The organism is Acrocarpospora corrugata, from assembly GCF_009687845.1.
GTDB lineage: Bacteria > Actinomycetota > Actinomycetes > Streptosporangiales > Streptosporangiaceae > Acrocarpospora > Acrocarpospora corrugata.
On sequence record NZ_BLAD01000080.1, the window covers coordinates 49823 to 70377 of the forward strand.

18 protein-coding genes are annotated in these 20555 nt (G+C 69.4%); 12 read left to right on the top strand and 6 right to left on the bottom strand.

Features of this window, described 5'->3' with window-relative positions; genetic code table 11:
* Positions 1 to 278: 278 nt before the first annotated feature.
* Genes Acor_RS31685 through Acor_RS31695 form a run of 3 tightly spaced genes read left to right on the top strand, consistent with a single transcriptional unit; the run spans position 279 to position 2965 of the window.
* Positions 279 to 1133 carry a hypothetical protein gene (locus Acor_RS31685; protein ID WP_155340447.1) on the top strand — a complete coding sequence of 285 codons (855 nt, stop codon included), beginning with the start codon at positions 279 to 281 and terminating at the stop codon, positions 1131 to 1133.
* A 9-nt stretch (positions 1134 to 1142) separates the two neighbouring features.
* Positions 1143 to 2105, top strand: coding sequence for a zinc-binding dehydrogenase (locus tag Acor_RS31690; RefSeq protein ID WP_155340448.1), 963 nt, complete (start codon positions 1143 to 1145; stop codon positions 2103 to 2105).
* 35 nt (positions 2106 to 2140) lie between these two features.
* Positions 2141 to 2965: an oxygenase MpaB family protein gene (locus tag Acor_RS31695; protein WP_246239401.1), complete on the top strand. Its 825-nt coding sequence runs from the start codon at positions 2141 to 2143 to the stop codon at positions 2963 to 2965.
* On the opposite strand, the gene Acor_RS31700 is transcribed toward Acor_RS31695, so the two are convergent.
* From Acor_RS31700 to Acor_RS31720, 6 genes are all read right to left on the bottom strand, one after another.
* Positions 2943 to 3713 carry a PadR family transcriptional regulator gene (locus Acor_RS31700; RefSeq protein ID WP_155340450.1) on the bottom strand — a complete coding sequence of 257 codons (771 nt, stop codon included), beginning with the start codon at positions 3711 to 3713 and terminating at the stop codon, positions 2943 to 2945. The genes Acor_RS31695 and Acor_RS31700 overlap by 23 nt on opposite strands.
* Positions 3710 to 4510: a DUF4097 family beta strand repeat-containing protein gene (locus Acor_RS31705; protein WP_155340451.1), complete on the bottom strand. Its 801-nt coding sequence runs from the start codon at positions 4508 to 4510 to the stop codon at positions 3710 to 3712. The genes Acor_RS31700 and Acor_RS31705 overlap by 4 nt, the downstream gene beginning before the upstream one ends.
* 74 nt (positions 4511 to 4584) lie before the next feature.
* Positions 4585 to 4761, bottom strand: a complete 177-nt coding sequence (locus tag Acor_RS42430; protein WP_170317160.1) for a DUF6104 family protein — start codon at positions 4759 to 4761, stop codon at positions 4585 to 4587.
* Between the two features lie 66 nt (positions 4762 to 4827).
* Entirely contained in the window at positions 4828 to 8493 is a 3666-nt protein-coding gene (locus tag Acor_RS31710; RefSeq protein ID WP_155340452.1) for a multifunctional oxoglutarate decarboxylase/oxoglutarate dehydrogenase thiamine pyrophosphate-binding subunit/dihydrolipoyllysine-residue succinyltransferase subunit, read from the bottom strand.
* 127 nt (positions 8494 to 8620) lie between these two features.
* Positions 8621 to 9262, bottom strand: a complete 642-nt coding sequence (locus Acor_RS31715; protein WP_155340453.1) for a B3/B4 domain-containing protein — start codon at positions 9260 to 9262, stop codon at positions 8621 to 8623.
* Between the two features lie 55 nt (positions 9263 to 9317).
* Entirely contained in the window at positions 9318 to 11825 is a 2508-nt protein-coding gene (locus Acor_RS31720) for a glycoside hydrolase family 9 protein (RefSeq protein ID WP_155340454.1), read from the bottom strand.
* Between the two features lie 252 nt (positions 11826 to 12077).
* Here Acor_RS31720 and Acor_RS31725 point away from each other — a divergent pair, with 252 nt between their 5' ends.
* The 9 genes from Acor_RS31725 to Acor_RS31765 all read left to right on the top strand — a co-directional run bounded on the left by Acor_RS31725 (position 12078) and on the right by Acor_RS31765 (position 20503).
* Complete coding sequence (locus Acor_RS31725; RefSeq protein WP_170317161.1) at positions 12078 to 12650, top strand: winged helix-turn-helix domain-containing protein; 573 nt, start codon at positions 12078 to 12080, stop codon at positions 12648 to 12650.
* 162 nt (positions 12651 to 12812) lie between these two features.
* Positions 12813 to 14051: an MFS transporter gene (locus Acor_RS31730; RefSeq protein WP_155340456.1), complete on the top strand. Its 1239-nt coding sequence runs from the start codon at positions 12813 to 12815 to the stop codon at positions 14049 to 14051.
* Positions 14052 to 14080: 29 nt separating this feature from the next.
* Positions 14081 to 15133, top strand: coding sequence for an MBL fold metallo-hydrolase (locus Acor_RS31735; protein WP_246239402.1), 1053 nt, complete (start codon positions 14081 to 14083; stop codon positions 15131 to 15133).
* Between the two features lie 192 nt (positions 15134 to 15325).
* The gene (locus Acor_RS31740) at positions 15326 to 16327 is read left to right on the top strand and encodes an ABC transporter substrate-binding protein (protein WP_155340457.1); all 1002 of its coding nucleotides are present in this window, start codon (positions 15326 to 15328) and stop codon (positions 16325 to 16327) included.
* A complete protein-coding gene (locus Acor_RS31745; RefSeq protein ID WP_155340458.1) occupies positions 16324 to 17121 on the top strand; it encodes an ABC transporter ATP-binding protein in 798 nt (265 codons plus the stop codon). The genes Acor_RS31740 and Acor_RS31745 overlap by 4 nt, the downstream gene beginning before the upstream one ends.
* A complete protein-coding gene (locus Acor_RS31750) occupies positions 17114 to 18004 on the top strand; it encodes an ABC transporter permease (RefSeq protein WP_246239403.1) in 891 nt (296 codons plus the stop codon). The genes Acor_RS31745 and Acor_RS31750 overlap by 8 nt, the downstream gene beginning before the upstream one ends.
* On the top strand, positions 18001 to 19323 hold the full coding sequence (locus tag Acor_RS31755) for an LLM class flavin-dependent oxidoreductase (protein WP_281353283.1): 1323 nt from the start codon (positions 18001 to 18003) through the stop codon (positions 19321 to 19323). The genes Acor_RS31750 and Acor_RS31755 overlap by 4 nt, the downstream gene beginning before the upstream one ends.
* A complete protein-coding gene (locus tag Acor_RS31760) occupies positions 19323 to 19907 on the top strand; it encodes an NADPH-dependent FMN reductase (RefSeq protein ID WP_155340459.1) in 585 nt (194 codons plus the stop codon). Before Acor_RS31755 ends, Acor_RS31760 begins: the two co-directional genes overlap by 1 nt.
* Complete coding sequence (locus tag Acor_RS31765) at positions 19904 to 20503, top strand: flavin reductase family protein (protein WP_155340460.1); 600 nt, start codon at positions 19904 to 19906, stop codon at positions 20501 to 20503. The genes Acor_RS31760 and Acor_RS31765 overlap by 4 nt, the downstream gene beginning before the upstream one ends.
* Positions 20504 to 20555 lie beyond the last annotated feature (52 nt).

Sequence of the window (20555 nt, forward strand, 5' to 3'; positions counted from 1 at the left end):
TGGGACGAATTCGAGGGCACGTCCCAATCCAGAGGAAACGCATAGAACGTTAATGACCGTTCGCCGCGTCCGGCGCAGCTATAACGAGAAGGCTCCGCTTGGTGGCCCTTCCGTTATTCATAACCCCCGGTTATGAATTGTTCTCGCAGGTCACAGGCCTACCGGGAATCGGTTGACAAGTTATTCCGGGCCGGTCTCCATCGATTTCCATCCCGCTGGCAACAGGCGTCCCAAAAGTTTTGGTTGCCAGCCGCGCGCCGAAGGACCATGATTTCGCTGTGGCAAGGTTCGACGTGATCGAACAGCGGCCGTCCAGGCGGCGCTGGATCGCGGGTGTGGTGATCGCGCTGGCGGTGGCGGTTCCGGTGGGAGGCGTGCTGCTCAGCCGGGAGACCCCCGCGCCCGAGCCGACGCCGACGCCGCTCCCCGCGCTGTCCACGTTCCGGCCGACGGTGAACATGGTGCATCCGGACGCGAGCGGCGGCGAAACCCGGACGATCAAGGTGGCCTTCCCGGACGGGAGCCGGGCCAGGGTCAGCTATCCGGCCGAGTTGCGCCTGGCCGAGCTGGGGCTGCGGCCGTACGCGACGGTGCTGATGGGGACCGCCTTCCGCGAGCTGGTCGCGCCCTATCAGGGCGACGCGGAGGTGGTCGCGGGCGGTCCCATGATCCGCCGGCTGACCCCGGCGGTGACGCTCTGGCCGCGCCAGGTCGGTGGCGGCGGGCAGATCCTGCTGTACGGCTTCGACGACTGGCGGATCACCCTCCGCGACCAGCCGATGCCGCTCACCTTCGAGGAGCGGCTCACCCTGGCCGAGAGCGTGCACGGCGAGGTGACCTCGGATGGCTTCCTCACCTTCCGTACGGATCCGCCGGTCAAGATGATGGAGCCGGGCAGGATCCTGGCCGGGCAGCCGGTCGGCCCGCAACTCTGGATCGGCGGCGGGGTCGGCCCGCTGGTGGTGATCGCGCCCATGCCGGACTGTGACGGCAGCTCCCGGATCGCGCCCGAGATCACCCGCAGGTCCGGCTCGTTCGGCATGACCTGCCGGGGCGACTACCAGGTGTCGGCGTCGGGCCGCCGCGACTTCGTGGCGCGGGCGCTCGAAGGCATCAGGATCCGTCCCGAGTAATGTTCTGGCATGTTCGCTGTCACCGCCACGCAGACCGATCCCGACAACCCGCTCAAGGGCCTGACGCTCGGCGAGCGCCCTGACCCGGTGGTCCCCGACGGCTGGACCACGGTCACGGTCCGCGCCGCCGCGCTCAACCACCACGACCTGTGGACCCTGAAGGGCGTGGGGATCAGCCAGGACCGGCTGCCCATCGTGCTCGGCTGCGACGCGGCCGGGGTGGACGAGGACGGGCGCGAGGTCATCGTGCACGCGGTCATCGGGACGCCGGTGCACGGGGACGAGACCCTCGACCCCAAGCGGTCACTGCTGTCGGAGAGCTACGACGGCGTGTTCGCGGAGCAGGTCGCGGTGCCGCGCGGCAACCTGGTGCCGAAACCTGCGGGGCTGTCATTCGAGGACGCGGCCTGCCTGCCGACGGCGTGGCTGACCGCCTACCGGATGCTGTTCGAGAAGGCCGGCGTGCAGCCGGGCGCGACCGTGCTGGTGCAGGGCGCCGGGGGCGGGGTGGCGACCGCGCTGATCGCGCTGGGGCGGGCGGGGGGACTGCGGGTGTGGGCGACCAGCCGGTGGGCGGAGAAGCGGGAGCGGGCCCTGGAGCTGGGCGCTGACCGGGTGTTCGAAAGCGGCGCCCGGCTGCCCGAACGGGTGGACGCGGTGATGGAGACCGTCGGGCTGGCCACCTGGGACCACTCGCTCAGCGCGGTGCGGCCGGGCGGGCGGGTGGTGATCTCCGGGGCGACCAGCGGCATGGTCGCGCCGACCAAGCTGGCCCAGGTCTTCTTCCAGCAGAAGTCGATCATCGGCTCGACCATGGGGACGCGGGAGCAGCTGGCCCGGCTGGCGGTCTTCCTGGACCAGACCGGGATCCGGCCGGTGATCGACCGGGTGCTGCCGCTGGACCGGGCCGCTGAGGGCTTCGCCGCGATGCACGCCGGTGAACTGTTCGGGAAGGTGGTCTTCACCACATAAGTGAAGATTTACTTGGATATATGGAGACCACTCGCGTGGAACCGTTCGGGCCCGGCTCGCTGCTCTGGGAGGGCATGGGCGACCGGCGGCTGATGCTGGTGCTCGGCGGCGCGCTGGTCATGCAGGTGATGCACCCGCAGATCGGCGCGGCCGTGGGCCAGCAGTCGGTCTACCGGACCGATCCGTGGGGGCGGCTGGACCGCTCGCTCACCTCGCTGCTCACCTGGGTGTACGGCGGCCCACGGGCGATCGAGGAGGGCCGCCGCCTCCGGGAACTCCACAAGGACATCAGCGGCGTCGACCACCAGGGCCGGAAATATCACGCCCTGTCGGCGGAGCCGTACGCGTGGGTGCACCTGACCGCGTTCGAGCGGACGGTCACCGTGGCCCGCTACTTCGGCACGGAGCTCACCCCGGAGCAGGAGCGGCGGACCTACGAGGAGGTCAAGCACCTCGGGCGGATCCTCCAGGTGCCGGAACGCATGTTCCCGGCCACCGTCGCCGACTACTGGACGTACTTAGACGACATGGTGGCCAACACGCTGGAGGATCATCCGACCGCGCACGACGTGCTCGACTCGGCCCGGCGGGTGGGGGCGCCGCCGTACCTGCCGGGGGTGCTCAGGCGGCTGTGGGGACAGCATGCGCTGGGGGCGAACCGGGTCAACCTGTTCCTGATCGTGGGGACGCTGCCGCCGGCCGTCCGGGACCGGCTCGGGCTGGACTGGTCGGCCGCCGACGAGCGCCGGTTGCGGCGGCTCGGCCGGATGGTGGCCGCCGTCGCGCCCCGGCTGCCCGAACGGCTGCGTTACCTGCCGATCGCGTACCAGGCCAGAGTTAGGAGTCGAGGCGGGATTTGATCCGGGTCGCGGCCTCGTCCAGGATGGCCCGGCAGGCGGCCAGATCGGCCTCTGACAGCCGGGTCTCGGCCGCCGCGGAGCGGAGGTCGGAGACGAAGTCGGCCAGTGCGTGGCCGAGCGAGGCGTCGTTGGCGGTCGCCCGCTCCTCGGAGACCCCGCCGGGCCGTTCTGGGCCGAACGGGAAGCCGGTCATCGACCAGGTGTCGGTCCAGATCCGCCGCCACTCGGTCTTCCAGCGTTCGGTCTCCTCCCGCCACTGCCGCTTCTGCCGCCGCCACTCGTCCTTCTGCTCGTCCCGCTGGCGCTGCCACTCGTGCTTCTGGTCGCGCCAGGCGTCCCTGGTCTCCCTGGCGCTGTCCGGGTTGATGTTGCGGGCCATCTGGGTGAGTTCGTGGCGGAGCGAGCGCACGGTCTGCCGCACGTCCTCGCCCACCTCGCGGGCGATGTCCTGGACCGAGGCGGTGAGCTCGCGCTCCAGCTCGGCCAGCTCGTCCATCCGGTCGGCCAGCTCGGCCCGGCCGAGGTCGGTGAGGGTGAACACCTTCTTGCCCTCCACCACCTCGTGGGTGACCAGGCCCTCCTCCTCCAGCCGGGCCAGCCGGGGGTAGATCGTGCCGGGGGAGGGGGAGTAGACGCCGAGGAACCGGTCCTGGAGCAGCCGGATCACTTCGTAACCGTGCCGCGGGCTCTCCTCCAGCAGCTTCAGCAGATAGAGCCGGAGCCGTCCATGCCCGAAAACGGGACTCATGCCTGTGTTTCCTTACTTAGCAGGGTGATGTCGCCCGACACGGTGGTGGTCCGGAGCGAGGCCATGCCCCCGCCCAACCGGCCGGACAGCGACCGCTGCCCGGGGCCGCCGCCGTTCACGAGCCCGGGGAACTCGCTCTCCAGCGTGCCGGAGGTGGATTTGAGGGACACGTCGGTGTGCACCGTACGGGGCAGCCGGACGAACACCGGGCCCGAGATGCTGGTGAAGGTGACGTTGCCGGTCGGGGCCAGCTCCAGGTCGGCGGTGATCCGGCCGGTCACCGTCTTGGCGCGCAGCCGGTGCGGCAGGCCGTCGGCCACGGTCAGCTCGCCCGAGACGCTGCTGAAGGTCAGATCCCCGGCCAGCGCCCGGCTCTCCACCGTGCCCGCCACGGTGTCGGCGGTGATGCTGCCGCTCACCCCATCAAGCACGATATTTCCAGACACGCTCTTGACCCGGGTGGTGCCCTCGAAGCCGGCCAGCACCGCCCCCGCCGTGATCACCCCGGCCTGCACCGGGCAGTCCTTCGGCACTGTCAGAGTGAGCACGCAGCGCCGGTCGCCCGACCTGAGCCAGCTCAGCAGGCCCTCCCAGGTGAGGTCGCCGTAGCTGACGGTCAGCCGCCCCTCCTCGTCGTGCTCGACCACCAGCGGCGCGCCGCCGATCTCGCTGACCTCCAGGGTGGGCGGCCCATCACTGGCGAGCACCGCCAGATGGCCGCCGACGATCCGCACCGACAGCGCGGTGACCGGGCCGAACGTCAGCTGCTCAGGTTTCTCTACGGTCCATTGGGACATGGCGCAGTGCCTTTCACGCGAACATCACTACAAACACGATATGTCGCGTTAGGCGAAAGTCAAGATGTATCGCGTTACTCGTCTTCGTCGTCCAGCCGGGCCAGCCAGGTCGCCAGGCGCTCGATCGGGGTCTCGAAGTCGGGATTGAGGTCGACGAACTCGCGCAGCCGCTCGGCCAGCCAGAGCATCGCCACCTCCTCCTCGCCCCGGCGCTCGACCAGTTCCTCGATGCCCCGGTCGGTGAAATACACAGTGTTTCCTCCCTATACGGAGAAGTCCCCCACGGCGGCGGCCGTGGGGGACTTCCCGGCGACGTGCTATCCGAAGATCTCTTCCACGATCGCGGCGAGCTCGGCGTCGTGCGCGGCGTGCGAACCGGCCGCCGGCGACGAGTTCGGCGTCCGCGACACCCGGCGCAGGCGACGCCCGCCCAGCGTGTCCGGCCGCTCGGTCAGCCGCAGCGTCAGGTACGGCCACGGCCCCATGTTGACCGGCTCGTCCTGCGCCCAGACCAGCTCGACGTCCGGGGCATAACGCCCCAGTTCCGCCTTGAGCGGGTTCTCCGGGAACGGGAAGAGCCGTTCGAGCCGGACCACGGCCACGTCCTGGCGGCCCGACTTGTCCCGGGCGGCGGCCAGGTCGTAGTAGACCTTGCCCGAGCAGAGCACCACCTTGCTGACGTTCGCCGGATCCACCGTCTCATCGCCCAGCACCGGCCGGAACGCGCCCGAGGTGAAGTCCGCCGTCGCCGAGGCCGCGGCCTTGGCCCGCAGCAGCGACTTGGGCGTGAACACGATCAGCGGCTTGCGCCGGTCCGACAGCGCCTGCCAGCGCAGCAGGTGGAAGTAGTTCGCCGGAGTGGTCGGCTGCGCCACGGTCATGTTGTCCAGGGCGCACATCTGCAGGAACCGCTCGACCCTGGCGGAGGAGTGGTCCGGGCCCTGGCCCTCGTAGCCGTGCGGCAGCAGCAGCACGACCGAGGAGCGCTGGCCCCACTTCTGCTCACCCGACGAGATGAACTCGTCGATGATCGACTGGGCGCCGTTGACGAAGTCGCCGAACTGGGCCTCCCAGAGCACCAGGGCCTCGGGGCGGACCACGCTGTAGCCGTACTCGAAGCCGAGCGCCGCGAACTCGCTGAGCAGCGAGTCGTAGACGTAGAACTTCGTGGTGCCCTCGTTGAAGGTCTTCAGCGGGGTGTGGTCCTCGCCGGTGACCCGGTCCACCAGCACCGCGTGGCGCTGGCCGAAGGTGCCGCGGCGCGAGTCCTGGCCGACCAGGCGGACGGGGTGGCCGTCGAGGAGCAGCGAGCCGAAGGCGAGGGTCTCGCCGGTGGCCCAGTCGATCGAGTCCTCTTCGATCATCGAGCCGCGCTTCTGCAGCACCGGCGACAGGCGCGGGTGCACGGTGAAGCCCTCGGGCATGTTCAGCTGGGTGTCGATGACCCGCTTCACGGTCTCCTGGGAGATCATCGACTTGACGTCGTCGTGCGACCACGGGATCGCCTCGTCGGTGGGCGGCTTGACCACCGCGCCCGGCTCCAGCGGCCTCCTGGACGCCTCGCGGGTCTCGGTGAAGGCCCGCTCCAGCTGCTCCTGGTAGTCGCGCAGCGCCTGCTCGGCCTCCTCGACCGAGATGTCGCCGCGGCCGATCAGGGCCTCGGTGTAGAGCTTGCGGGTGGAGCGCTTGGCGTCGATCAGGTCGTACATGAGCGGCTGGGTGAAGCTCGGGTTGTCGGCCTCGTTGTGGCCGCGCCGCCGGTAGCAGATCATGTCGATCACGACGTCCTTGCGGAACGCCTGGCGGTACTCGAAGGCCAGCTTGCCGACCCGGACGACCGCCTCGGGGTCGTCGCCGTTCACGTGGAAGATCGGGGCCTGGATCATCTGGGCCACGTCCGTCGCGTACACCGACGAGCGGGAGGAGGCCGGCGAGGTGGTGAAGCCGACCTGGTTGTTGACCACGATGTGCACGGTGCCGCCGGTGCGGTAGCCGCGCAGCTGGGACAGGTGCAGGGTCTCGGCCACCACGCCCTGGCCGGCGAAGGCCGCGTCGCCGTGCACCAGCACGGGCAGCACGGTGAAGCCCTCCTCGCCGCGCTCCAGCAGGTCCTGCTTGGCCCGGACGACGCCCTCAAGCACCGGGTCGACGGCCTCCAGGTGCGACGGGTTGGCCACCACCGAGGCGGTGATCTTGTTGCCGCCCGGCGAGACGAAGTCACCGGTCGCGCCGAGGTGGTACTTCACGTCGCCGGAGCCGTGCGCGGAGCGCGGGTCCAGGTTGCCCTCGAACTCGCCGAACACCTGCGCGTAGGACTTGCCGACGATGTTGGCCAGCACGTTCAGGCGGCCCCGGTGGGCCATCCCGATGACGACCTCGTCCAGTTCCTCGGCCGCGGCCGAGCAGATCACCGAGTCCAGCAGCGGGATCAGCGACTCGCCGCCCTCCAGCGAGAAGCGCTTCTGCCCGACGAACTTGGTCTGCAGGAACGTCTCGAACGCCTCGGCGGTGTTGAGCCGGCTCAGCACGTGCAGCTGCTCTTCCCGGTTGACCCGGGCGTGCGGCTTCTCCACCCGCGCCTGGATCCAGGCGCGCTCCTCGGGGCCCTGGATGTGCATGTACTCGACGCCGACCGTGCGGCAGTAGGAGTCCCGCAGCACGCCCAGCACCTCACGCAGCGTCATCAGCGGGCGACCGCCGAAACCGCCGGTGGGGAACTCGCGCTCCAGGTCCCACAGGGTCAGGCCGTGCTTGGTGATGTCCAGGTCGGGGTGCTTGCGCTGGCGGTACTCCAGCGGGTCGGTGTCGGCCATCAGGTGGCCGCGGACCCGGTACGCGTGGATCAGCTCGATCACCCGCGCCGACTTGGCCACGTCGTCGTCGTGCGTGGCCGACACGTCCTTGGTCCACCGGACCGGCTCGTACGGAATGCGCAGCGACTCGAAGATGTCGTCGTAGAAGTCGTCGGCCCCCAGCAGCAGCTGGTGGATCCGGCGCAGGAAGTCACCCGACTGCGCGCCCTGGATGATCCGGTGGTCGTAGGTCGAGGTGAGCGTCATCACCTTGCTGATGGCCAGCCTCGACAGCGTGTCGCCGGAGGCGCCCTGGTACTCGGCCGGGTACTCCATCGCACCCACGCCGATGATCGTGCCCTGGCCCGGCATCAGCCTCGGCACCGAGTGCACGGTGCCGATCGTGCCCGGGTTGGTCAGCGAGATGGTGGTGCCCTGGAAGTCGTCCACGCCCAGCTTGCCGGACCTGGCCTTGCGCACGATCTCCTCGTACGCCATCCAGAAGTGCTGGAAGTCGAGGGTCTCGGCGACCTTGATGGACGGGACCAGCAGCTGCCGGGTGCCGTCGCTCTTCTGCACGTCGATGGCCAGGCCCAGGCCCACGTGCTCGGGCTTGATCAGGGTCGGCTTGCCGTCCACCTCGGTGTAGGCGTGGTTCATCTCCGGCATGCTCTTCAGCGCCTGGACGATCGCGTAACCGATCAGGTGGGTGAAGGAGATCTTGCCGCCGCGCCCGCGGGACAGGTGGTTGTTGATGACGATCCGGTTGTCGATCAGCAGCTTGGCCGGGACCGCGCGCACGCTGGTCGCGGTCGGCACCGAGAGGGACGCCTCCATGTTGAGCGCGGTCCTCGCGGCTGCCCCGCGCAGCTTCTCCTCGTCGGCCCCCGAAGGCACCGGAGTGGCCGCCGCCTTCGGCTTCTGCGGCGCGGCCGCTTTCGGCGCGGCAGGCTTTGGAGCGGCTTTGGGGGGCGCCGGTGGAGTTGCGGGAGCGGCGGCAGGGGTGGCGCCGTTGGGTGCTCCCGGGGGCGGGGCTGTCTTCCCCGTCCCGTTGTAATCAGCGAAGAAGTGCCACCAGGCCTTGTCCACTGACTCGGGATCCTGGAGGTACTTCTGGTACAGCTCGTCGACAAGCCACTCGTTTTGCCCGAAGCTTGTCAGCGGGTTTGACCGCGACGACTCTGACGACACGGCGGAAATCGCCCTCTTCCGCAGACCGGCGTTGATGTTAAGACCTGTCCAAGGCTACTCGCCCCGAACAGTAAGGCGCGCCCCCTCTCACCCTATGGGCTTTCGTCGTTGGAGCGATCCGAGCCCATCAGCCCAGCGTGCGGGTTTCGGTCCGCACCTCGGGGGAGATCTGGGCCAGTAGATCCCGCAATTCCTCTCCCGCATCGGCGAGTTCGTCCATTGACATCGGTTCCAGGCGCTCCAGCAGGAACACCGCGTCCACGGTCTGCTCGGTGATCCGGGTCCGCACGCACTGCCGCCAGTTCCAGCGGCGGCAGGTGACGCCGACGTCGTCCCGCCAGACCACCTCGCCGATCTCCGGGTCGCCCAGGGCCTGGTCGGAGGGCTCGTCGCCGGTGGCGCGGACCAGCCGGGCCGGGCCCGCGTAGTGCCCGGCGTCCTCGCCGCCGATGGGCAGCGCGTGCCGTACCGACACGGCGTTGTAGGCGTCCACCACCAGGTTGATCTCGGGCAGCGGCATCCGCCGGATCAGCGCGTCCACCGAGGGCCTGGTCCGCTGCGGCTTCGCGCCGAAGGCGCGGTAGGCGGCCCGCCACGCCTCGATCTTCTCGTGATCGAGGGGTACGGCTCGCGCCGCCGCGTCGGCCAGCCAGGCCCGGGAACGTTCGTCGGAGGGGCCGTTGCGCAGCCCGGACGCGCCGATGACCAGCACGGCGAAGTCGGGCCTCAGCTCGCGGACGCGCTCGTCCACCCAGATGTCGTCGATCACACCGACCAGGGTAGGACCCGCGGCGCCCCCGAGGAGCCGCGGATCCCGCACCCCTTTACTTACAAGCTGCGCCGTTGAGCGTGACCAGGTCGGGGACCGGGTTCGCGCCGGGAGCGCTCTTCGCGACGAAGCCGAACTTCACCGTCTTGCCGGGCTTGATCTGCTTGTTCAGCGCGATGTTCTTCGCGGTGACGGTCGCGCCGCTCTGGCTGTGGTCCGCGCCCACGGCGGCCAGGACCTTCTGGCCGCCCAGGAAGGACCACTTGAGCGACCAGCCGTTGATCGTGCTGGAGCCGGTGTTCTTGACCGACACCTCGGCCGCGAAGCCCTGCGAGACCGAGCCGAGGATCCGGTAGTTGACGTCGCACTTGCCGGCCGCGACGACCGAGCCGTCGCCCTGGTCGGCGATGAACGCGGAGAGCTGGGAGAGCGGCGAGTTCCAGTTGATGGTCAGCTCGTTGGTGGACCAGGACTCGATGTCGTCGATGTAGCAGAACTGCGGCTTGCAGCCCTGCAGCTTGGTCTGCGCGACCGGGTCCTGGATGGAGGAGTTCGGGCCGCCGGACAGGGTGCCGCGCGGCGGGTTCGGCAGGTCGGGGTTGAGCTGGTGGGAGTACCAGCGGCTGTGCTGGTTCTTCGAGGCGACCTCGCCGTAGCCGGTCACGTAGGACTGGTTGAGCGCGTTGCGGCCGAGGATGTAGTCGATGCCCTCCAGCACGCCGTCCAGGTACTTCTTCTGGCCGCTGAGGTCGTAGGCGGCGGCCATGACCGCCATGTTGTTCAGCACCAGGTTGTTGGAGCCCCAGTCCCAGACGTTGTCGGCCGGCGCGTACGGCACGCCGTACGGGTGGGCCTTCAGGGTGGCCAGGTACTTGTCGGCGCCCGCGAGGACCGAGGCGCGCACGGCGGCGCGGTTCGGCAGCGCGTTCGGGACGGTGGCCAGGTCCAGGCGGCCCAGCTGGGCGGTGGCGGCCCAGTCGAAACCGCGGTCGCGCCAGATGTCGGCGGTGTGCAGCGGGGAGGCGAGCAGGTAGTCCTTGTACTCCTTCTCGCCGGTGCTGATGTAGAGCTCGGCCGCCGCCCAGTAGAACTCGTCGGTGACGTTGTCGTCGTTGTAGGCGCCGCCGCCGTTGCCGTCGGCCGGGGAGGCCAGCAGCGACGGGTTGGCCTTGGCGGCCGTCCACGCCTTCTTGGCCGCGGTCAGGTTCTTCGCGGCGAACGCCGCGTCGTACGGGGCGAACAGGCGGGCGGCCTGCGCGGCCGTGGCGGCCAGGTTCAGGGTGGCCGCGGTGGAGACCGGGTGGAGTTCGCGCAGCTGCGGGTCCAGGTGCGGCAGCAGCGGCAGGCCGGTCCAGTTCTGGTCATGGATCTTGTGGTGCACCATGCCGTCGGGGCGCTGCATCTTCAGCAGGAACTCCTGCTCCCAGCGGGCCTCGTCCAGCACGTCGGGCACCGGGTTGCCGCTCTCCGGGATGGCCAGGCCGCCGATCGGCTCGGCGGTGGCGGCGTTCTTGGTGCGCTCGAAGGTGCTCATCACCTGCCAGGCCGAGATGCCGCCGTTGACGACGTACTTGCCGTGGTCGCCGGCGTCGTACCAGCCGCCGGCCACGTTCAGCGAGTAGTCGCAGACGCCCGGCTGGCAGGGCACGTTGGTGTCACCCTGGTTCGGGGCGGTGCCGACGTGTCCGGCCGGGCGGCCGTAGCCGGGGCGGAGCGCGTCGTCGATCGCGATGCCGCTGCGCTGGGTGTAGTAGAACTTGAGCGCGTCCAGCTTGAGCTGGTCGTAGGCGGTGGCGGAGAGGTCGAACGGGCGGCTTGTCTCACCGTCGGCGGTCAGCGTGAGGCCGGTGCCGGCGTTGGTGTAGCCGCCGAAGTTGATCGAGTGCACGTTCTGGCCGGAGGAGACGTCCACGCCGCGCGGGGTGGTCTGGCCGTGCGCGACGACCGCGCCGGCGGCGTTCTTCAGCTGCCAGGGGAGCGTGGTGGTCGCGGTGGTGACGACGGTGGCGTTCTTGGGGCCCTTGGGCAGGTAGGCGACCTGGTTGACGCGGACCCTGGGGCCGGTGTCCGGGGTGTACACCTCGGGCTCGGCGCCGCCGGTCAGGGAGACGTTGTCCAGGCAGAACCGCCACGGGGTGGCGCTGCCGCCGAGCTGGAAGGCGACCTGGCCGGTGGGGAGGTCCACCGGTGAGGTGAACGTGTAGTTGTAGGTGTTGCCGGAGACGCTCAGCTCCGGGTTGGCGGTGAGGTAGGACGTGAAGGGGTCCACCGGGAGCTGGATCAGCGCGCGGGCCACCCGGGCGGGGGTGGCGGTGGCGAAGAAGGTGTAGGCGTAGGTCTCACCGGCGACCAGGGGGATGTTGTCCAGGCCGATGATCGCGTCCCACGGGTTGACGGTGCCGCCCGGGACGTCGGTGCAGAGCCGCCCGTTGTCGAGGCCGACCGTGAGGTTGCCGGTGTTCCACCAGGGCGCGGTCGTGCTGTCGAAGGTGCCGTTGGCGATCTGCTCGGGGCCTTCCGCGTGCGCGGCGGTCGGGGTCAGTCCGGTGGCGAGCAGGGCCATGGCGGCGATGGCGGCGGCGAGTCGACGTGGTCTGTTCGGATGTCTCGCTGGATTCAAGGTGCACCTCGGTTGCGGGCCGTGCGTCAGGGAGGTGGGAGCGCTCCCATTACGGTGAGTCCATTGATGTTTCCAACACGTTTCCCCTCAGTCAACGGCCGCCGACGGCGACCCACGGTGACCGGGCGATATCTCCTTCGCGCTCGTGAAAGTTTCACGATTGCAAAGTCTTGTTTGCAAAGCTATCTTTGCGATATGGACGAGGTCTACCACGTCAGCGACCCCCGCACCCTCAAAGCGGTCGCCCACCCCCTCCGGGTCCGCCTCCTCGGCGCCCTCCGCGTCGACGGCCCCGCCACCGCCACGGAACTGGCCCAGCGCTTCGGAGAAAGCTCCGGCTCCACCAGCTACCACCTGCGCCAACTCGCCCGCTTCGGCTTCACAGAAGAAGACCCCACCCCCCGCGACCGCCGCGAACGCCGCTGGCGCGCCCGTCACAGATACACCTCCTGGAGCAACGCCGAACTCGGCAGCACCCCCGAAGGCCGCGAAGCCGCCGCTTTCATGCGCCACCGCCAACTCGAAGTCATGACCGCCTCCATCGACGACTTCCACCGCGACCACGACAACTGGCCCAAACCCTGGATCGAAGCCGCCGGCATGTCCGACCTACTCGGCCGCCTCACCCCCGCCTCCGTCATGGCCCTGTACGAACGCGTCACCGCCTTGATCGAAGAACTCTCCGAACACGACGAAGCCGCCCTCGACGCCGAACAGGTGCACATCTACCTCGGCGCCTATCCCCACCGCTCGGAACCGTTCCGTTGATTCCCCAGTCGGGCGGGCCGCGCTTGGTCGTTCCGACCGCGCACGCGGCGGCGCACTCGACGGCGAAGCCGACAGCGGCGAGCGGGCAGAGCGCCAGCGACCCAAAGGGCGGGTGGGTGGGAGAACCCCCTGACCAACATCCAATCCCGTGAGGTGATCACAATGTCCCCCCGTTCCATCCGCTGGCGATTCGTCCTCGTGAGCTTTCTGAGCTGGCTGCCTCCCGGCCTGATGATGGCTCCCCAGGTGCTGCTCATGACCTCGCGTGGGCTGGATCTGGCCGATGTCGGGGTGGTGTTCGCGATTTACGGGGTTACCGCGATCGCGCTTGAGTTGCCCACCGGTGGGCTTGCCGATGTGGTTGGGCGGCGGGCGGTTGTGGTGGTTTCCGCGGTGTTCACCGTTGCCGGGTTGAGTGTGCTCGCGGTTGCTCACTCGGTGGGGTTGTTCGTGGTGGCGATGGTGTTGAAGGGGATCGCCAGGGCGTTGTCGAGTGGGCCGGTGGAGGCGTGGTTCGTGGACGCGCTGCATGAGGCGGAAGGGCCGGAGGCGGATCTCAAGCCGGGGCTGGCCGCCGGGTCGGTGGCGAGTTCGGTCGCGCTCTGTGGTGGTGTTCTGGCCGGTGGGGCGCTGCCGTTGCTGGTGCCGGGGCAGGGGCTGGCGTTGCCCATCTGGGCGGGAGCGGGAGCCGGGGTCGCGCTGCTGGTGGCCGCGCTGGCGGTGTTGCGGGAGCCCAGGCGGATGAGCAGGGTCTCGTTCGGCGGGGTGCTGCGCGGCGTGCCGGTGGCCGTACGCGGCGGCTTCGGGGTGACGGTCCGGGATCGCGGGGTCGGGCGGCTGCTGCTGGTGTCGGTCGGGCTCGGCGTGATGCTGAACGCGATCGAGATGCTGACGCCGGGGCGGCTGGCCGTACTGACCGGGGGAGTGGAGACCGGGAGCACGGCCTACGCGGTCGTGGCCGCCGTCGGGTTCGCGGCGAACGGGGTCGGCGGCGCGCTGGCGCCCTGGTTCGCGCGCCGGTTCACGACCTCGGAACGCGCCGCCATCGCCGGAACCGTGGTGACCGCCATCGCGGTGGGCGGCCTGGCCTGGTCGGTCGTGCTGATCGGCTCCGCCGGAATGATCGGCGCCGGATCCGGATATGTCGCCATCTTCGCCGGACTCTCACTGAGCGAGGTCATCCGGATGGAACTCCTGCACCGCCGCGTCGTCTCCGGCATGCGCGCCACCGTCCTCTCCGTCAACTCCCTGCTGCTCCAGGCCGGCGGCACCGTCTCCGCCGTCGCCCTCGGCGCGCTCGCCACCACCACCGGCGTCGGCTGGGCCTGGGCGGCCTGCGCCGCCACCACCCTCCTGCTCGCCCTCCTGTACGTCCGCCTCCCCCCACCCCGAATAGAATGATGTTCTACGAAAGAGGCACAATCGACGACGTGAACAATCTGGCGAACCCCGCGAACCTCGCCCAGCGCGACGCCTGGCTCGACAAACGACTCCCCGCCGTGGAACAGGTCCGGCCCGGCCTCTGGTCGATCCCCGTCCCCATCCCGATCAACCCGCTCCGCTACGTCCTGGTCTACGCCCTGGAACATCCCGGCGGCGTCACGATCATCGACGCGGGCTGGAACACCGACGAGGCGTACGACGCGCTGACCGCCGGACTGGCCGTCGCCGGATACCAGCTCACCGACGTCAAGGCCATCCTGGTCACCCACATCCACCCCGACCACTACGGCCTGGCCGGCCGCATCCGCGAGGCCACCGGCGCCTGGATCGGCCTGCATCCCGCCGACGCCCGCCTGCTCCACGGCCGCTACGACGACTCGGCCATCGACGAACTGATCGCCCGCGAGCGCGCGCTGCTGCTGCGCTGCGGCGTCCCCGACCTCACCGCCCAGGAACTCGCCGGCGCGTCAATGATCATCAAGCACCTGGTCACCATGGCCGCCCCCGACCGCCTCATCGAGGACGGCCAGACCCTCGACATCCCCGGCTGGAACCTGCGCGCCCTCTGGACTCCCGGCCACTCCCCGGGCCACCTCTGCTTCACCGACCCGGACCGCCGTCTCCTCTTCTCCGGCGACCACGTCCTCGCCAAGATCACCCCCATCGTCGCCGTCCACCCCCAATCCGCCCCCAACCCCCTCGCCGACTACCTCGACGCCCTCCGCTCGGTCGCCAAACTGGACATCGCCGAGGTCCTCCCCGCCCACGAGTACCGCTTCACCGACCTGGCCGACCGCGTCGACTACGTCGTCGGCCACCACGAGGACCGCCTCACCGAGGTCGCCACCCTGGTCGGCGAATCCGACGGCGTCACCTGCTGGGACCTCGCCTCCCGGCTGACCTGGTCCCGCCCCTGGGAGACCATCCCCCCGTTCATGCAGCGCTCCGCCAACAACGAGACCCTCGCCCACCTGGTCTGGCTTGAGGTCAAGGGCGACCTGCGCCGCACCCCCGGCGAGCCCGACCTCTGGCGTCGCTGAAGGTGTATTTCATGTATATCAAGTAGGAAATGTTGACTTCTGTCCCAGCGGTGTCTAGCGTGCTGGATATGAGCAACGGTCTGTACCTGATTCGGCGCGTACACGTGGATTACGGCCACGTCACCAGCGCCCAGTGTTGCCACCGCGAGTGATCGACCAGAACCCCTTCTCTCGCATGGCTACAGGACACTCATGAACAACTTCAGGAACGTCGTCGTCGTGTCCGGACTGCTGCTGGCCTTAGCTGCCTGCGGTGGAACGGACAAAGCCGAGGTCACCGAACTGCGCTACCAGGGCAGCGTCGGAGCCGTGACCCTCCCCGAGCTGGCCGAGAACCTCGGCTATCTCGCGCCCATCAAACTCAAATGGATCGGCAACACGATCAGCGGGCCGCAGGACATCCAGTCGGCGGCCACCGGGCAGACCGACTTCGGCGGCGCGTTCAACGGCGCCGTCGTCAAACTTCGGGCCAGCGGCGCGCCGATCAAGGCGGTCATCAGCTACTACGGCAGTGACCAGGACACCTTCAGCGGATTCTGGGTAACCGAGGCGAGCCCGATCAAAGGCCCCCGGGATCTGATCGGCAAGAAGATCGGCGTCAACACCCTCGGCGCGCACGCCGAGGCGGTCATCAAGGAGTACCTCAAGCGCGGCGGGCTCACGCCCGAGGAGGTCAAGCAGGTCGAGCTGGTCGTCGTCCCCCCGGTCAACACCGAGCAGGGCCTGCGCGGCGGGCAGATCGACGTGGGCGCGCTCACCGGGGTGCTGCGCGACAAGGCGCTGGAGCGCGGCGGCATCCGGCTGCTGTTCAGCGACACCGAACTGCTCGGCCCTTTCAACGCCGGGACGTATGTGCTGCGGGAGGACTTCATCGCGAAGAATCCGACCGCGGCCAGGAAGTTCGGCGAAGGGGTCGCCAAGGCGATCGAGTGGAGCCGCGCCCACAGCCGCGACGAGGTAATCGCGAAATTTCGGGAAATCGTGGCGAAGCGGGGGCGGAACGAGGACTCGTCGTCCATCGCGTACTGGAAGAGCTTCGGGGTCTCCTCGACGGGCGGCGCGATCGCCGATCGGGAGTTCCAGACGTGGATCGACTGGCTGGAGCGTGAGGGTGAGCTCACGCCGGGTCAGGTGAAGGTCGGGGATGTGTACACCAACCAGTTCAATCCCTACGCGACCGGGAGCGTCAAGTGAACAAGATCACGATCCGGGGGGTGGGGAAGACCTTCCGGGTGCGCGGTGAGGGGAGGCCGTTCGCCGCGCTGTCCGGGATCGATCTGGACGTCAGGGCGGGGGAGTTCCTCACCCTGGTCGGGCCGAGCGGCTGCGGCAAGTCGACGCTGCTCGACCTGATCGCGGGGCTGACCGCACCGACCAGCGGGACGCTGCACCTGGACGGCCGCCCGATCAACGGCCCCGGGCTCGATCGTGGCGTGGTGTTCCAGCAGTACGCGCTGTTTCCGTGGCGGACCGCGCTGGGCAACATCGAGTTCGGGCTGGAGGCGAAAGCCGTACCGGGGAAGGAGCGGGCGGAGCGGGCCCGGCACTTCCTGGAGCTGGTCGGGCTTGGCGGGTTCGCGGACCGGTATCCGCACGAGCTCTCCGGCGGGATGCGGCAGCGGGTGGCCATCGCGCGCAGCCTCGCCTTCGACCCGGAGGTGCTGCTGATGGACGAGCCGTTCGCGGCGCTGGACGCGCAGACCCGGGAGTCGCTGCAGGAAGAACTGCTGAGCATCTGGGAGAAGACCGGCAAGACCATCGTCTTCATCACGCACGGCATCGACGAGGCCGTCTACCTGGGACAGCGCGTGGCGATCATGACGTCCCGGCCGGGACGGATCAAGCAGATCATCGACGTCGCGTTCGACTCCCGGGCGGGGGATCTGCGCGCCGAGCCCCGGTTCGGCGAGTACCGCCACCACATCTGGACGCTGCTGCGCGACGAGGTCGCCGCGGCCCGCCGGGACGAGGTGCTCTCCGTTGGCTGACAACCAGGGCACCGCCCTCGCGCCCGTCGAGGAGTTCCCCGGCGACGTGCACTGGTACGACCTGCCCGACGACGACGCCGACCCCGAGGAGGCGGACGAACCGAGCGACACCCGGTTCCGGCGGATACTCCGCAAGACCCGGTCGCTGCTCGGGCGGTCGGCCGCCGTGGCGCTGCTGCTGGCGATCTGGGAGATATTGCCGCGGACCGGCATCGTGGATCGGGTGTTCCTGCCGCCGCTCTCCGAAGTGGTGGGCGCCGGGTACGACCTGATCGTCAGCGGTGAACTCGGCGAGCACGTCGGCGCCTCGCTCGGGCGGTCGCTGGCCGGATTCGTGCTGGCGATCGTGACCGTGATCCCGCTCGGGCTGCTGATCGGCTGGTATCAGCCGGTCGCCGACTTCCTCACCCCGCTGCTCGAACTCTTCCGCAACACCAGCGCCGTCGCGCTGCTGCCGGTGTTCACGCTGATCCTCGGCCTGGGCGAAACAGCCAAAATCACCTTCGTGCTGTACGCCTGCGCGTGGCCGATCCTGCTCAACACGATCAGCGGCGTGAAGACGGTGGATCCGTTGCTGATCAAATCGGCGCGCTCGATGGGCCTGGGGCCGCTGCGGCTGTTCCAGAAGGTCATCCTGCCGGCCGCGGTGCCCACCATCTTCACGGGGATTCGGCTGGCCGGGGCGTACTCGATCCTGGTGCTGCTCTTCGCCGAGATGGTCGGCGCGAAGGCGGGCCTCGGCTATCTGATCAATGCCGCCCAGTTCAACTTCCGCATTCCGGATATGTACGCCGGAATCCTCACGATCTCCCTACTCGGACTGCTGTTCAACCAGCTGCTCGTCACGTTGGAGCGGCGCTTCTCTACCTGGAGGACCACGTGAGCCCCCGCCGGCTTCATCTCAACGCGTTCCTGATGGGTGTGGGTCACCACGAGGCGGCCTGGCGGCACCCTCGCACCGAACCCGCGCTGGTCACCGACGTCAAACACTTCCAGAACCTGGCCCGGATCGCCGAGCGCGGCAAACTCGACTCGATCTTCCTGGCCGACGGCGTGGCCCTGTGGGGAAATGTCCGGCACAACGCGCTCGGCGGGCTCGAACCGCTGACCCTGCTGTCGGCCATCGCCGCCGTCACCGAGCACATCGGCCTGATCGCGACCGCGTCCACGACCTACAACGAGCCGTTCCACCTGGCCCGCAAGTTCGCCTCCCTGGACCACATCAGCGGCGGCCGGGCCGGCTGGAACATCGTCACCTCGGCCAGCGAGGCCGAAGCCCACAACTTCGGCATCGAACGCCCCGCCCACCGCGACCGGTACGCCCGCGCCGACGAGTTCCTCGACGTGGTCACCAAACTGTGGGACAGCTGGGAGGACGACGCCGTCGTCCGTGACCGGGCCAGCGGCATCTACGCCGACACCGACAAGATCCACGCGGTCGAGCACTCCGGGCCGCACTTCGCCGTCAAGGGCCCGCTCAACACCCAGCGCCCGCCGCAGGGCCACCCACTGATCGTCCAGGCGGGCTCCTCCGAGGACGGCCGCGACTTCGCCGCCCGGCACGCCGAAGCCGTCTTCACCGCCCAGCAGACCCTGGCCGAAGGCCAGGAGTTCTACGCCGACCTCAAATCCCGCGCCATCGCCGCCGGCCGCCGCCCCGAGGACGTGGTGATCCTCCCCGGCATCTCCCCGATCATCGGCAGCACCGAACGCGAAGCCCTCCGCCTGGAACGCGAACTCGAAGAACTGATCATCCCCGCGTACGGCGTCGCGCAGCTGTCCACCATCCTCGGGGTCGACCTCTCCGACCATCCCCTCGACGAGCGGTTGCCCGACATCACCCCCGAAACCGAGGGCCAGCAGAGCCGGGTCAAACTCGTCCTCGACCTGGCCAACCGGGACGCGCTGACGCTCCGCCAGCTGATCGCCCGCCTGGCCGGCGGCCGGGGCCACCGCGTCCTCGCCGGCACCCCTGAACTGATCGCCGACCAGATCCAGGAGTGGTTCGAGCAGGGCGCCGCCGACGGCTTCAACATCATGCCCCCTGTCCTGCCCAGCGGTTTGTCCGACTTCGTGGACCACGTCGTCCCCGTCCTCCAGGCCCGCGGCCTGTTCCGGTACGAATACGAGGGCCAGACTCTCCGCGAGAACTACGGCCTGGCCCGCCCCGCCAGCCGCTACGCCGAATTGGCGGCCGTCTGATGAGCATCGTGACCGTGGTCGGCAACCCGCGCAGCGGCTCCCGCACCCTTACCGTCGCCACCAAAGCCGCCGAAACCCTCGCCAACCGCCTCGGCATCCCCGCCGGCGACGTGGTGGACCTCGCCGGCCTGGCCCCCGCCCTCTTCTCTCCTGAACCGTCCCCCGGCGTCGAGGTCGCCCTCGAACTCCTCCTCGACGCCTCCATCCTGATCGTGGCCAGCCCCACCTACAAAGGCACCTACACCGGCCTCCTCAAATCCTTCCTCGACAAACTCCCCAACCAAGCCCTAGCCGGAAAATTCGCCGTCCCCCTCCTGGTCCTGGGCGACCCCAAACACTCCCTCGCCGTCGAGGTCCACCTCCGCCCCCTCCTGGTCGAACTAGGCGCCAACGTCCCCACCCCCGGCCTGGCCGTCCTCGAATCCCACATCCCCGACCTCGACCCCCTCCTCACCACCTGGACCGACCGCCTCCTCCCCCAACTCCCGACCCACCCACCCACCGATCCGGCCGACGGGGCGATCTCCCAGGTGGCAGACCAAGAGGTCCCTTCACTGACCGACCGACCGGAGGTCCTCACATGACCGCCGCCGCCGACGAGCAGCCCCCCTCGCCCCTCGCCGGGCCCCGCCTCCGCCTGGTTCCTCCCCAGGTCGATCGGGCACCGGGCGGCCGCACGCAGGACGCCTCCGCGTATCCGCCCGTAGCAGCCGACGAGTTCCGCCAGGCGCTGGGCGCCCACGCGGCCGGAGTCGTCGTGGTCACCGCCTTCCCCGACGGCCAGCCCGTCGGCCTGACCGCGACCTCCTTCACCTCCGTCAGCCTCACACCCCCACTCGTCTCCTTCTACGTCGACCGCGCCTCCACCACCTGGCCCGACCTCAGCCGCGCCGACTACTTCGCCGTCAACGTCCTCTCCGGCGACCAGGCCGACCTGGCGACCCGCTTCGCCCGCAAAGGCATCGACCGCTTCGCCGCCCCCACCCGCTGGACCCCCGGCCCCGCCGACGTCCCCCTCCTCGCCGACGTCTCCGGCCACCTCGTCTGCCAAGCCCACACCACCGCCGACGTAGGCGACCACATCCTCGTCGTCGGCCTCGTCATCACCCCCTCCGCCCGCCCCGACGCCGACCCCCTCCTCTACCACCAGGGCCGCTTCGGCAACTTCCACCCGCGCTAGAACCCCAGCGATCACAACGGCACCCTTGAATCCCGGCGGGCTCCACCCGTGC